Below are 12,132 nucleotides of genomic sequence, written 5' to 3'. Positions count from 1 at the left end.
ATCGCGAAGGAAATGAATATGAATGAAAGTATGGCTTAAATAGAAAGGGAGTACACAATTTGTTTGGATTAGGAAGCAAAGATGTCGGGATTGACCTCGGCACAGCGAATACATTAGTGTTTATTAAAGGAAAAGGAATCGTTTTACGCGAACCTTCAGTAGTAGCAAAAAATACAAAAACAGGAGATATCGTTGCCGTTGGTAATGATGCTAAAAATATGATTGGGCGTACACCTGGTTCAATCGTAGCCATTCGTCCAATGAAGGATGGTGTTATTGCTGATTTTGATATTACAACTGCTATGATTGAGTATTATTTAAAAGAAGCTTCTAAAAACTCAGGAAGTAACTGGAAAAAACCGAATGTCATGATTTGTGTGCCTTATGGCATTACTTCAGTTGAGCAGCGTGCGGTCATTGATGCTGCACGACAAGCAGGTGCAAAAGAGGCATTCACAATCGAAGAGCCATTTGCTGCAGCAATCGGTTCGAACCTACCAGTATGGGACCCAACAGGTTCTATGGTTGTTGATATTGGTGGAGGTACAACAGAGGTTGCCGTTATTTCGCTAGGCGGTATTGTAACAAGTGAATCTGTGCGTGTTGGTGGGGATGCAATGGATCAGTCTATCATTTCCTATATTCGTAAAACGTATAATTTAACAATTGGTGAACGTACAGCAGAGGCTGTAAAAATGGAAATTGGTACAGCCTTGGCTGAAGGCTCAGAGGAAAAAATGGAGATTAGAGGTCGTGATTTGTTAACAGGCTTACCAAAAACAATCGAGATTTCCTCTCAAGAAATTTCTGAGTCTTTGCGTGAAGCGGTTGCTGCTATTATTGATGGCGTTCGCAAAACATTAGAGCAAACACCTCCTGAATTATCTGCTGACGTTATGGAGCGCGGTATTGTATTAACAGGTGGTGGTGCATTATTAACAAACTTGGACAAAGTGATTAGCCAAGAAACAAATATGCCTGTATTTATCGCAGAAGACCCTTTAGACTGTGTAGCAATTGGTACAGGTAAGGCATTGGATAATATCGACTTAATTCGTCAACAACAAGTGAAAGGGTAAGGAGGTTTAGGCAATGCCACACTTTTTCTTCAATAAGAAAGTAATTTTGCTGCTCGTAGGCATGGTTTTTCTTGTGGCATTGATTAGCTTCTCATTACGTGATCGGACGAATGCAACTTTACCAGAGCAAATTATTAAAGATACTGTCGGCGTCGCACAATCACTTGTAGCGAAGCCGGCGAATTATATTAATGGTATCTTTAATAATATTGACTCCCTCTTAAACACGTACGAAGAAAATAAACGTTTAAAAGCACGCTTAGAAGATTTTGCGGTTGTGCAAGCTGAAGCTACGGATTTAAAATCAGAGAATACAAAGCTTCGAGAGCTTTTGAATAAATCAGAAAGCTTAAAGGCATTTAATCCAATTCATGCAACAGTAATTGCTAGAAATCCCGACCAATGGGAAGAGAAAATTATTCTAGATAAAGGGTCTTCTCATGGTGTCGAAAAAAATATGGCAGTTATGACGGCGAAAGGGTTAGTTGGTAAAATTATACTGGTGACACCTTTCACATCTGAAGTAGAGCTTTTATATACAAATAATCCAAACTATCGTGTATCTGCGATGGTGTTAGGAGAAAAAGAAGCATACGGTTTAATCGAGGGCTTTGATGAAGAACGTAATGAACTCATTATGAAGCGAATCGATTCTAGCTTGACGGTTAAGGAAGGCGAGCAGGTAGTTTCTTCAGGTCTTGGTGGCATATTCCCAAAAGGTGTGCCAATTGGAGAAATTACGGAAGTAAGTACAGATGATTTTGGTTTAACAAAAATGGCTTATGTCAAACCATCTGCTGATTTTTCAATTTTAGAGCATGTTGTGATTGCTAAACGTACATCAACGGTTGTGGATGGCTCAGATGGCAATGCGACAAATGAAGATTTATCGAATCCGCAAAAAAAGGCAAGTGAAGAGGAGGCGGAGTGATGGTTCGATTTCTCATCCCCTCTGTAGCGGTTCTATTATTTTTACTTGAACCAGAATTTGCAATGCTATCCCCGATTGAAATGAAGGGGGATATCTACTATCTAGTACCACGTTTTTTAATCTTATATTTAATCTTTATCTCCATCTATTACAGCCGTCAACGAGCGGTAATGTATGGACTTTTTTTTGGTGTCTTGTATGATGTCTTTTACATTGATATTATTGGATTATATTCTGTACTTTATCCACTTATTTGTTTTTTAGCAGGGTCTATCGTGAAAGTGATCCATCAGCACTTAGTTGTCACAACAACGATTTCAGTTATTTTAGTAGCAATTTTAGAATTTATACTCTATCAATTCTTCTACCTAATTGATTTTACAGCAATTCCATTAGCAGATTTCTTACGTTCACGACTACTGCCAACAATCATTGCGAATGCCTTATTTTTAATGATTCTTGGTTGGGCCTTCAAGTATCTGATTAATGCGCGTGTCTTACAGAGAGCACGTGAAGTTTCTTAACAAAGAACAACGTGAGGTGAGGCATTCATGAAAAAACAGCTAGTTCATATGAAGGGAACAAAAGATGGCTTTGTACTACGTCTAGACGACCAATGTGCATATAGTGATTTAGTGGAAGAATTAAAGAAAAAGGTGCTAGAGGGCGGTATTGATGGCAAAGTGGATGTACAATTATATTTAGGCTATCGATACTGTACTGAAAAACAAATGAATGAGCTTATTCAGATTGTGCAGGAAACGGAGCAGCTTATTGTATCAAAGGTGCAAAGTGAGGTACTGACTGTCCATGAAAGCAACCAGAAAATGATTGAAAGTCAGCAAGATACATATATAGGTGTGGTCAGATCAGGACAAATTCTCCGTTCGTCAGGGGACATTATCATTGTTGGCAATGTTAATCCAAATGGTCGTGTAGAGGCTGGAGGGAATGTCTATGTTCTTGGGAAACTAAAAGGGATTGCACATGCGGGTGCACAAGGCAATAAGGAGGCAATTATTGCTGCATCACGCTTTGAGGCTACACATATTATGATTGCTGACCAAGTGCAGGCAATGTCAGATGAGCATGTTCAAGCAATGCATCAATCAGAAATGACTTGCGCCTTTATTGGCTACGATGGACGCATTACGTACGATCAAATTCACGCCTTAAAAAATATTCGACCATTGTTAAATGTGTCTAAGGGAGGAAGCTAGTGTGGGAGAAGCGATCGTCATAACTTCAGGTAAGGGCGGTGTCGGAAAAACAACGACAGCGGCTAACCTTGGGACTGCATTGGCTCTACAAGGTAAAAAAGTATGTTTAATTGATACAGATATTGGCCTACGTAATTTAGATGTAATTTTAGGCTTAGAAAATCGTATTATTTATGACCTCGTTGATGTTGTGGAGGGGCGTTGTAAAATTCATCAAGCTTTAATAAAGGATAAGCGCGTAGATGAGAAACTATTTTTATTACCTGCTGCTCAAACAACAGATAAAAATGCTGTTAGCCCTGAGCAAATGAAGAGCTTAATAGAGGAATTAAAAAGGGACTATGATTATGTGTTAATTGACTGTCCTGCTGGTATTGAGCAAGGCTATCGTAATGCCGTTGCTGGTGCAGATCATGCCATTGTTGTGACAACACCTGAAATTTCGGCTGTGCGTGATGCAGATCGTATTATTGGTTTGCTGGAGCAGGAGGATATGACGCCACCAAAGCTTATTATTAATCGCATACGACAGCATATGATGAAAAATGGCGATACATTAGATGTCAATGAAATTACAACGCATTTGTCGATTGATTTATTAGGAATTATTGTAGACAATGAAGATGTTATTGCATCGTCCAATAAAGGGGAGCCAGTTGTGATGAACCCTTCCAATAAGGCATCCTTAGGCTACCGCAATATTGCGCGTCGTATTCTTGGTGAGTCTGTGCCATTAATGGCGATTCAAGACGAGCAAAAAGGGATGTTTTCCAAACTTAAAGCACTGTTTTCAAGATAATCTAAAACCTTTTCGTGCATTTGTGCGAGAAGGTTTTTTGCATGTTTGGACATGCAATCTCATATAGTGTGGAAAAAAGGATGAGGGCTTGTTTAAAAAATGGAAATGGTTTGTTACGATCCTGCTAGTGGCTGCAATTATGCTTGTGATTCGGTTAGAAGACCAAGGTGTTGTGGATACACCTGTCCGCAAACTTGTGACCACTTCAGCAGATTTAACGTATTTAAGTGAGCTTGGACAAAGCTGGCTTGATCAAGAAAAAGAAACAATTATGGTATCGAGTGATGTAGGACAAACAGAGCTTTTAACCTTTGCTAATGCAAAAGCTTTTAAAGAAGGATTTTTATTGCAGTATGATGTTGGCTTACCAGTGTATGCTGGGCAAAATGGCTTGGTTGTTTTTACAGGTCATACGAAATATACAGGTAAAACAATGATTATTAACTATGAAGATGGCACAAAGGTATCGTATGGTATGTTGGATAGTTTAGCACAGCTACCATATACAGCTATTCAGGCAAATGATTTAATTGGCATGAAAGAAGCGGGGCAACTTTATTTATCGATTGAAAAGGGAGATACGCATTACGATTTAGAGCAAATGGTACAATGGCTTGAAATGACGGACACAAATGAAAATTAAATTACATCTTCTCTGTATCCCTCTCGTATTTATCATGATTTTTAGCGGACAATTCGCTTATTATGCGATTATTTTATTGTCACTTTTATGGCATGAGGCAGGTCATTTACTAGCAGCAATGCTCTGCAAGGTCAAGGTGAAATCATGTGTAATTACACCATACGGAGGAGAGATTCAATTTGAAAATCCGGCGGTTGTGCCAGCATCGTCACTCCTATGGATTGCATTAGGAGGGCCAATCGCAACGATTATTGGGGTTGGCCTCGCTTTTTTTATGCCTGAGCTGCTTGCTACACGGTTGATTAGTGTGCAACTTGTATTACTAACTGTTAATATTGTGCCGATTATCCCGTTGGATGGTGGTAGGATATTTTTAGCATGGCTATTTTTACATTATCCAAGTGCCGTTGTTGTGGAAGGCTATTATTGGTTGTCCTTTATCTTAGCAACAACACTATTTTTTGTGACATTATGCTTGCTACCACAAGCTATTTTTTTAGCCATTATTATGTTATTTATTTGGCTGCAAGCATTGAAAGAATGGCATTATCGAAAATATCGTTTAGCCTTTGAAAAATATGTGATGAATCGATTGACTTGAAAAAAATTGTATGATAATATTGTAATGTTATTGTTTGTAGCACCTGTGCTACTACAACCGCTCTGGAAAGGTTTAAGCATCTTTTAGAAGATCACCTTTACAAACAGGCGAGTCTGAGTCTATGAGGAGGTGCAGTAAAATGTACGCAATTATTGAAACTGGTGGTAAACAAGTCAAAGTAGAAGCTGGTCAAGAAATCTATGTTGAAAAATTAGGTGTAGAAGCTGACGAAGTTGTTACTTTTGATAAAGTATTATTCGTAGGTGGCGAAAACGTGAAAGTTGGCGCTCCATTCGTAGAAGGCGCTACTGTAACAGCGAAAGTTGTGAAAGAAGGCCGTGCGAAAAAAATCGTTGTTTTCAAAATGAAAGCTAAAAAGAACTACCGTCGTAAACAAGGTCACCGTCAACCTTACACAAAATTAGTTGTTGAAGCAATCAACGCTTAATTGTGAGGTGAACAATATGATTACTGTTACAATTCATAGTGATGAAAACAGAAAGTCATATGGCTTTGAAATTTCAGGTCATGCTTACTCAGATGAATATGGTCGTGATTTAGTATGTGCAGGTGCATCTGCTATTGCTTTTGGCACGGTAAATGCAATTGGTCATATTTTACAATTACAACCAACAATTGAGCAGGGCGAGCAAGGTGGCTTTTTATCTTGTATCGTTTCAAAAGATATAGATGCTGAAACAGACGCAAAATTACAAGTTATTCTTCAAACAATGGTGACACAGTATTATACTATGGTCGCAAGTTATGGAGAATTTATCGAACTAAAGTATAAAATGCTGTAGGAGGTGGAACACGATGAAATTATTATTAGCATTAGACCTTCAATTTTTCGCATCGAAAAAAGGGGTAGGTTCTACTAAAAACGGACGTGACTCTGAGTCTAAACGTCTTGGCGCTAAACGTGCTGATGGCCAATTCGTAACTGGTGGTTCAATTCTTTACCGTCAACGCGGTACAAAAATTTACCCAGGTACAAATGTAGGTCGTGGTGGTGACGATACACTATTTGCTAAAGTTGATGGCGTTGTTAAATTCGAACGTTTAGGTCGCGATCGCAAACAAGTATCTGTATACCCAGCAACACAAGAAGCTTAATGTTGAAAGGACTGCTATTGAGGCGGTCCTTTTTTTGCTTATAGAGGCATGATACTAGGTAGAAGGGTGAGAGCATATGCAAAAGGCACAGGCTTCATTTGATTATATAAAATTGGAAGCTGCTATTGTACTTGAGATGGAACAAGCATTGCAAACATATAGAGCTATGTATGATGATTTGTACATTGTCGCATTGGATTGTAGCAGCGATTTGTGGTCAATTGGTTTAATGGCAAATACAAAGACTTATTTGGCAGAACAAGCCGATAAGGATGCAGAAGATTATTGGTACTATAAATATTGTGAAGAAGAATGGTGCATTTTTGCAACGTTTGACAAACTGTCAGCGGAGATGCATCAGTATATGAAAAAGCTTCATGACACGACCGATGATACAGAGCATTTTGAGCAGCACCGGGCTACCATTATTGCTACCTGTAAAAAAGCGCTTTGTCAGCTTATTGCATCGCCTTTTTATCAGGCATATACAGATATTTTATTAACCTTTAATGTAAGGGAATATTTAGAGCAAGAAGAGCGAATTGCTATATTTGAGCGATTAAATGGAGCAGTAAGGGCACAGGAGTATGCGGAACATATTGAAGAATTCGTATAAAATAAAGCAGCATTCAGTGTGTGATAGCTACAACATACTGAATGCTTATGTTAGACAAAAAGCTTTGCTAGTCGAGGCTGATAGATGGCTAAAAAGAGGCTTCTTCCTATTGTAAATACAATAAATGCAAACCATAGCCCATGATTTCCCCACAGCGGCAGAAAAATTGCCAATGTTAACACATAGCTTATTAATGCCCAAATATGCGAATTACGAATGGGGGCAATCATCATTGCACCTGAGAAAATACCACTTAGCATTAATGCCCAAAAGCCAACAAGTGGGAATAGCACAAGCCACATTTGATATTGCAATGTTAGCTGATAGATGGCTTCAATATTTGTAAAGCTTGCTAAAATAGTAGGCCCTAAGAAATAAAAGAGAGTGGATAGCCCAATTGCAAGTCCAGATGACCACCAGAATGAAATACGAATCGTTTGATTGTAGAGCTGTTTATTGTTACTGCCCACTGCATTGCCAATATAGATACTGGATGCATTGGCAAGCCCATCAAAAAAGTAAGCAAAAACAAAATGAAGCTGAAATAAAATTGTATTAGCTGCTAAAATATCCACACTGATGGATGCACCAATGGATGTAAAAAGTGTGAAGGCAGTTAATAGACAGGCTGTACGAATGAAAAAGTCACTATTGATACGAAACATCATTTGCATAACCTGTTTGTTCAACAGCTCAGCTCGTAGTTTTTGCCAGCCTGCAAGAAGCTGGCGTGATTTTAAAAGATAAAGCCCAATCAATGGTGCTGTAATCTCCGCAATAACGGTAGCGAAAGCTACTCCCCGTATCTCCATATGGAAGATCATCACGAAGACAACACATAAAATAATATTTAAAATATTCATATACAACTGCAGAAATAGTGTTGTTCTTACCTGCTTTGCGCCAATAAGCCAGCCAACAATAACATACATAGCTAACGCAAACGGCGCTCCCCATATACGAATTGAAAAATATTGTTGCGCATATAGCCAAACAGTGGCATCTGCCTTCATAACAATAGCTGCAACGATTAATATCACTTGCTGTAAAATAATAAATACTAAGCCCATCGCGATGGCGAGTAGTAATGGTCGCCAAAAGGCTAGCTTTTGTTCATGTATATTGTCTTGCCCAAAAGCTTGTGCCACCATTCCGGTTGTACTAACACGTAAAAAGCCAAACAACCAATACAGTGTATTAAAAATTGTTACACCAATTGCAACACCGCCAATCAAAGAGGCATTAGATAAATGACCAATGACCATCGTATCAACAACCCCTAATATAGGCGTTGTAATCGTTGAAAGTATTAACGGAATAGCGATTAAAATATAGGTTTTCCAAGTAATCATGATTATCAAAATGTCCTTTATTATAAGTATGTATACAGAAAAAGAGATAACAGTGTGTAAAGGCTTTTGTGCATAGACGCTTCTTGCTGCACGATTTGCCCTTTATAGTAAGGAACAGTAGTCATATGTACTTCTTCTTGGGCAACTTCCTGAGTGATATACGATAGTAGCGTTTCTCTTTGACTTATATAAATGAATATCAAATTTGGTAACATACTATCATAAGGGATAAGGAACTGTCGATATATGAATAAGAAAGATTGAGAAAGTTTTGAAGAAAACATTCGTAAAATTCAAAGAAGAATTAAGGGGAAAAATACAATAAAACTTGTTATACTAGTAAGGATAACTTTATTGGAGTGAATGGGATGAACGATCAATCACTAACCGTGAGTGAAGTATTACGTTTTGCAAATCATGACTTTGTGAATCAATTGCAACTGATTCGCATGAATTTAGATTTAGGTAGAATTGATGAATCCAAACAGCTTATTCAACACTATTCAGAGCAATTACGAGTGCTTTCTATCCTAAATCGACTACAATTACCACAAACAATTGAATGGCTACAAACAGCAGGATGGCGTTATCCTTCATTAGTATGGAAGCTGCATGGTGAGATAAAAAAGCCTGTGACCAATGATATTGATCAGACAGTTGTAGATTATTTAAACAAAACAGTTATGCATGTTTATGATACATTAGATCCATTTACAGAGCAGGTCTTAACGCTTGATATACGTGTTGACGATCATACATTTGCCGTGACATTCACGCTAAATGGGTTATGGAGTGCTGATGCATTCACCGAAAAAGGTTTGACACAATTCGACATTCAAACAATTGAACAGACAAATAGACGCTGGCAATATGTCTTGAGTGCAAATAGGGAGTGAAGTAAATGTTTGTCGATCACGTAAAGATTTATGTAAAAGGTGGCGATGGCGGAGATGGTATGGTGGCCTTTCGCCGAGAAAAATATGTACCAAATGGTGGTCCAGCTGGTGGCGATGGTGGTCACGGTGGAAACGTTGTATTTGAAGTAGATGAAGGCCTACGTACATTAATGGATTTCCGCTACAAACGCCATTTTAAAGCACCTCGTGGTGAGCATGGGATGAGTAAAGGCATGCATGGCAAAAATGCGGAAGATTTAATTATCAAAGTACCACCGGGAACAGTTGTTATTAATGAAGAAACAGAAGCTGTTATTGCCGATTTAGTGGAGCATGGCCAAAGAGCTGTCATTGCAAAAGCAGGACGCGGTGGACGTGGAAATTCAAGGTTTGCAACACCTGCAAATCCAGCGCCAGAACTTTCTGAAAAAGGTGAGCCAGGGCAAGAATTAAATGTTATATTAGAGTTAAAAGTTTTAGCAGATGTAGGGCTAGTAGGTTTCCCAAGTGTTGGTAAATCAACACTTTTATCTGTTGTTTCTGCAGCAAAACCAAAAATTGGTGCATATCACTTTACAACAATTGTACCGAATCTAGGCATGATTGAAACAGATGATCACCGTAGTTTTGCGATGGCAGATTTACCTGGGCTTATTGAAGGGGCGCATCAAGGAGTTGGATTAGGTCATCAGTTTTTACGACATATTGAACGTACACGTGTTATTGTCCATGTGATTGATATGTCAGGAATGGAAGGGCGTGACCCGTATGAAGATTATTTAACAATTAATGAAGAGCTTAAACAATATAATCTTCGTTTAACAGAGCGTCCACAAATTATTGTAGCCAATAAAATGGATATGCCAGATGCAGAAGAAAACTTACTAAAATTCCGCCAAAAGGTAGGAGAAGATGTTCAAATTTTCCCAATCTCAGCGATTTCACGTCAAGGCTTAAAAGAGCTATTATTTGCGATTGCTGATTTACTTGAAGTAACACCTGAATTCCCACTATATGATGATATAGAGGAGCAATCAGAGGCAACGGTTATGTATAAGCATGAGGCAAAAGGCGAGGAATTTGAAATCACTCGTGATGATGATGGGACATTTATCATCAGTGGTTATGCAATTGAACGTCTATTTAAAATGACAGACTTTAGCCGTGAAGATGGCGTTCGTCGTTTTGCACGTCAATTACGTGCAATGGGCGTGGACGAGGCTTTACGTCAACGTGGAGCACAGGATGGCGATACAGTACGCCTACAAGAGTTTGAATTTGAATTTGTCGATTAAGACATGAGTTTTAGGGGGAAGCGTATGAAGAATGTTGCGAATCAGCGATATTATTTAGTTCGTGAAGATGTTTTAACGGATGCAATGCAAAAAACTTTGGAGGCGAAGCACCTACTGTCAAGTGGTTCAGTATCCTCCATTTGGGATGCGGTAAAGCAGGTGGATTTATCGCGAAGTGCGTTTTACAAATATCGTGATGCTGTATTTCCGTTTCATTCAATTGTGCAGGAACGCATTTTAACAGTCTTTTTACAGCTTCAAGACAGAAAAGGAACACTTGCCAAGCTTTTAGAAACGGTGACGATGACACATTGTAATGTATTAACCATCCACCAAACAATCCCTATTCAAGGGCGTGCCAACGTAACATTATCACTAGATGTTACAAGCATGACATGTGAGCTGGATGATTTGATTCAACAACTAAAACGCCTAGACTTTGTGGAATCAGCAGAAGTAATTAGCTCTGGTGCATTATAGTGTTCAATCCTTTTCGTTCTAAGAAACATAAAGGTTATCGCCAGCCTAGATGCTTGCTATTTACTAGACAATCAAGCATATCGATTGGTGAGGAACCAAATATCATAATGGTTATATAAAATAGCTCAAAGAAGGAGCTGTCCTCGTGTGATTGGTCGATCATCAGGGACTGCTCCTTATTTTGTAATAGATGCCATAAAGGAGGCAATTGCCATGATAAAACAACAATGGGAAAATCGAATCGCATATTTAGGACCAGAAGCATCATTTACATATTTAGCTACAAAGGCTATTTTTCCAAATGAGTGGCTTGTACCGTGTGCAACGATTCCAGAATGCATTGAGGCAGTAGCAGAGGGTAAGGTGGATTTAGCGGTCGTACCATTAGAAAATGCCTTAGAGGGCTCTGTGCCGCTTACATTAGATTATTTATTTCATGAGGCAACACTGTATGTAACAGGGGAGTTATTGCTAAAAATCCAGCAACATTTAATGGTTAATAAAGCGCAAAAAGAGCATTGGCAGGCTATAGAGGGTGTTTATTCGCACCCACATGCTTTGGCGCAATGCCATAAATATTTATTTTATCGATTCAGCCATGTACCCTTACACCAAACAACCTCCACAGCAGCCGCGGCAAAATATGTAGCAGAAAATCCACATAGCTGTATCGCCGCAGTAGGCAATGCTGCTGCAGCTGACAAGTACGATCTTGAAATCGTGGAGTCGAATATCCATGATTTCCACTTTAACCATACACGCTTCTTTGTGCTATCAAAGCAAAATAAGCGCTTGCCACAGGAATTATCAGAGGGGCAGCCTAAAACAACATTTATGATTACATTGCCAACGGATCGTTCAGGAGCCCTGCATCAAGTATTATCTGTGTTTGCATGGCGTCAGCTAAATTTAAGTAAAATTGAATCACGTCCGTTGAAAACAGGGCTAGGTGACTATTTCTTTATGGTTGATGTCTTAGCAGATGAAAAAGAGCCAATGATGCGTGGTGCAATGGAGGAGTTAGCGGCACTAGGCTGTAAGGTCAAGTCACTCGGTACATATTTTACGTACGTCACTTCAGATGAGGTATAATAATGACAAGGA

At 38.9% G+C, this 12,132-nt stretch carries 17 protein-coding genes and 1 other annotated feature; of the genes, 15 read left to right on the top strand and 2 right to left on the bottom strand.

Features of this window, described 5'->3' with window-relative positions:
- The first annotated feature begins 59 nt into the window (after positions 1-59).
- The 11 genes from MHB42_RS13240 (at position 60) to MHB42_RS13190 (ending at position 7,005) form a co-directional block, all read left to right on the top strand.
- Positions 60-1,079, top strand: a complete 1,020-nt coding sequence (locus MHB42_RS13240) for a rod shape-determining protein (protein ID WP_340806724.1) — start codon at positions 60-62, stop codon at positions 1,077-1,079.
- A gap of 13 nt (positions 1,080-1,092) precedes the next feature.
- On the top strand, positions 1,093-2,010 hold the full coding sequence (gene mreC / locus MHB42_RS13235) for a rod shape-determining protein MreC (RefSeq protein ID WP_340806723.1): 918 nt from the start codon (positions 1,093-1,095) through the stop codon (positions 2,008-2,010).
- Positions 2,010-2,534 carry a rod shape-determining protein MreD gene (mreD, locus tag MHB42_RS13230; RefSeq protein WP_340806722.1) on the top strand — a complete coding sequence of 175 codons (525 nt, stop codon included), beginning with the start codon at positions 2,010-2,012 and terminating at the stop codon, positions 2,532-2,534. The genes mreC and mreD overlap by 1 nt, the downstream gene beginning before the upstream one ends.
- A gap of 27 nt (positions 2,535-2,561) precedes the next feature.
- Positions 2,562-3,230, top strand: a complete 669-nt coding sequence (gene minC, locus MHB42_RS13225; RefSeq protein ID WP_340806721.1) for a septum site-determining protein MinC — start codon at positions 2,562-2,564, stop codon at positions 3,228-3,230.
- Between the two features lies 1 nt (position 3,231).
- Positions 3,232-4,029 carry a septum site-determining protein MinD gene (gene minD, locus MHB42_RS13220; RefSeq protein ID WP_340806720.1) on the top strand — a complete coding sequence of 266 codons (798 nt, stop codon included), beginning with the start codon at positions 3,232-3,234 and terminating at the stop codon, positions 4,027-4,029.
- Positions 4,030-4,117: 88 nt separating this feature from the next.
- Complete coding sequence (locus MHB42_RS13215) at positions 4,118-4,672, top strand: M23 family metallopeptidase (protein ID WP_340806719.1); 555 nt, start codon at positions 4,118-4,120, stop codon at positions 4,670-4,672.
- On the top strand, positions 4,662-5,273 hold the full coding sequence (locus tag MHB42_RS13210) for a stage IV sporulation protein FB (protein WP_340806718.1): 612 nt from the start codon (positions 4,662-4,664) through the stop codon (positions 5,271-5,273). The genes MHB42_RS13215 and MHB42_RS13210 overlap by 11 nt, the downstream gene beginning before the upstream one ends.
- A gap of 45 nt (positions 5,274-5,318) precedes the next feature.
- Positions 5,319-5,398: a sequence feature (ribosomal protein L21 leader region), on the top strand.
- A 14-nt stretch (positions 5,399-5,412) separates the two neighbouring features.
- A complete protein-coding gene (gene rplU / locus MHB42_RS13205) occupies positions 5,413-5,721 on the top strand; it encodes a 50S ribosomal protein L21 (protein ID WP_205444661.1) in 309 nt (102 codons plus the stop codon).
- 16 nt (positions 5,722-5,737) lie between these two features.
- A complete protein-coding gene (locus tag MHB42_RS13200) occupies positions 5,738-6,076 on the top strand; it encodes a ribosomal-processing cysteine protease Prp (RefSeq protein ID WP_340806716.1) in 339 nt (112 codons plus the stop codon).
- Between the two features lie 13 nt (positions 6,077-6,089).
- Positions 6,090-6,389 carry a 50S ribosomal protein L27 gene (rpmA, locus tag MHB42_RS13195; RefSeq protein WP_340806715.1) on the top strand — a complete coding sequence of 100 codons (300 nt, stop codon included), beginning with the start codon at positions 6,090-6,092 and terminating at the stop codon, positions 6,387-6,389.
- Between the two features lie 76 nt (positions 6,390-6,465).
- Positions 6,466-7,005 (top strand): DUF4303 domain-containing protein, encoded by a 540-nt coding sequence (locus tag MHB42_RS13190; protein WP_340806714.1) that lies wholly within the window; start codon positions 6,466-6,468, stop codon positions 7,003-7,005.
- Between the two features lie 50 nt (positions 7,006-7,055).
- Here MHB42_RS13190 and MHB42_RS13185 read toward each other — a convergent pair whose 3' ends face one another.
- A complete protein-coding gene (locus tag MHB42_RS13185) occupies positions 7,056-8,357 on the bottom strand; it encodes an MATE family efflux transporter (protein WP_340806712.1) in 1,302 nt (433 codons plus the stop codon).
- A gap of 368 nt (positions 8,358-8,725) precedes the next feature.
- On the opposite strand from MHB42_RS13185, the gene MHB42_RS13180 reads away from it, so the two are divergent.
- Genes MHB42_RS13180 through MHB42_RS13170 form a run of 3 tightly spaced genes read left to right on the top strand, consistent with a single transcriptional unit; the run spans position 8,726 to position 11,028 of the window.
- Entirely contained in the window at positions 8,726-9,253 is a 528-nt protein-coding gene (locus MHB42_RS13180) for a Spo0B domain-containing protein (RefSeq protein ID WP_340806711.1), read from the top strand.
- 5 nt (positions 9,254-9,258) lie between these two features.
- On the top strand, positions 9,259-10,548 hold the full coding sequence (obgE, locus tag MHB42_RS13175) for a GTPase ObgE (protein WP_340806710.1): 1,290 nt from the start codon (positions 9,259-9,261) through the stop codon (positions 10,546-10,548).
- A 24-nt stretch (positions 10,549-10,572) separates the two neighbouring features.
- Positions 10,573-11,028 (top strand): ACT domain-containing protein, encoded by a 456-nt coding sequence (locus tag MHB42_RS13170; protein WP_053996302.1) that lies wholly within the window; start codon positions 10,573-10,575, stop codon positions 11,026-11,028.
- Positions 11,029-11,062: 34 nt separating this feature from the next.
- On the opposite strand, the gene MHB42_RS13165 is transcribed toward MHB42_RS13170, so the two are convergent.
- Positions 11,063-11,191 carry a hypothetical protein gene (locus MHB42_RS13165; RefSeq protein WP_340806708.1) on the bottom strand — a complete coding sequence of 43 codons (129 nt, stop codon included), beginning with the start codon at positions 11,189-11,191 and terminating at the stop codon, positions 11,063-11,065.
- Positions 11,192-11,241: 50 nt separating this feature from the next.
- Here MHB42_RS13165 and pheA point away from each other — a divergent pair, with 50 nt between their 5' ends.
- Positions 11,242-12,120: a prephenate dehydratase gene (gene pheA, locus MHB42_RS13160; protein ID WP_340806706.1), complete on the top strand. Its 879-nt coding sequence runs from the start codon at positions 11,242-11,244 to the stop codon at positions 12,118-12,120.
- The last annotated feature ends 12 nt before the right edge of the window (positions 12,121-12,132 follow it).

The sequence above is a fragment of the Lysinibacillus sp. FSL K6-0232 genome (assembly GCF_038008325.1).
In the GTDB taxonomy this organism is placed as follows: domain Bacteria; phylum Bacillota; class Bacilli; order Bacillales_A; family Planococcaceae; genus Lysinibacillus.
Note: the sequence above shows the minus strand (reverse complement) of the source record. Positions and strands in the feature narration are given on the sequence as shown.